Source organism: Vibrio sp. 1402 (assembly GCF_033340275.1).
Genome location: NZ_JAWOWE010000616.1, coordinates 1 through 541, shown reverse-complemented (window position 1 = coordinate 541; position 541 = coordinate 1). Strand labels below are relative to the sequence as shown.

The 541-nt window shown below is 41.8% G+C and carries 1 protein-coding gene; it reads left to right on the top strand.

Features of this window, described 5'->3' with window-relative positions:
* Positions 1-332 (top strand): DUF3429 domain-containing protein (locus tag R7044_RS27560; RefSeq protein ID WP_225456273.1); only part of this gene is annotated, 332 nt, incomplete at its 5' end.
* Between the last annotated feature and the right edge of the window lie 209 nt (positions 333-541).

The following is a 541-nucleotide window of genomic DNA, read 5'->3' as shown; positions in this document are numbered from 1 at the left end:
AATTTTTTATTGCCTACAGCGCCGTTATCTTGAGCTTTCTATCGGGAGTGCTCTGGGGAAATGGTATCGACCATTACTACCACCGCTTGAGCCGCAATATCCTAGTTCTCAGTAATTTGTTTGTTTTGCTTGCGTGGGGTGCCTTGTTACAAGGGAATACACATTACATCGCGGCAATATTGTTGCTCGCAACCGGATACGCTGCCGTTTGGTATGCAGAAAAGCTGATACGGAATGTCGAACTGGAAGTTGATCCCAAAGGCTATCAAGGCATGAGGAATAAGCTCACCTGCGGCGTCATTTTGATGCATGGATTGGTTTTGATTGCATAATCTGGTCTGTCCAGTACTCAGATCACAAAACCAATCAACCCATATAAAACATTGTTCATTTCGTGAATACACATACATTTTGAACACCGTTTTGTTTTAAAGTAGCGCAAACCTACATATATATGTCCGTAAACATTCACAAAGGATATGAATATGTTTTTCCGCAAACTACTGTTTAGCACTGCAATTATCAATGCGACTTCTGGCTG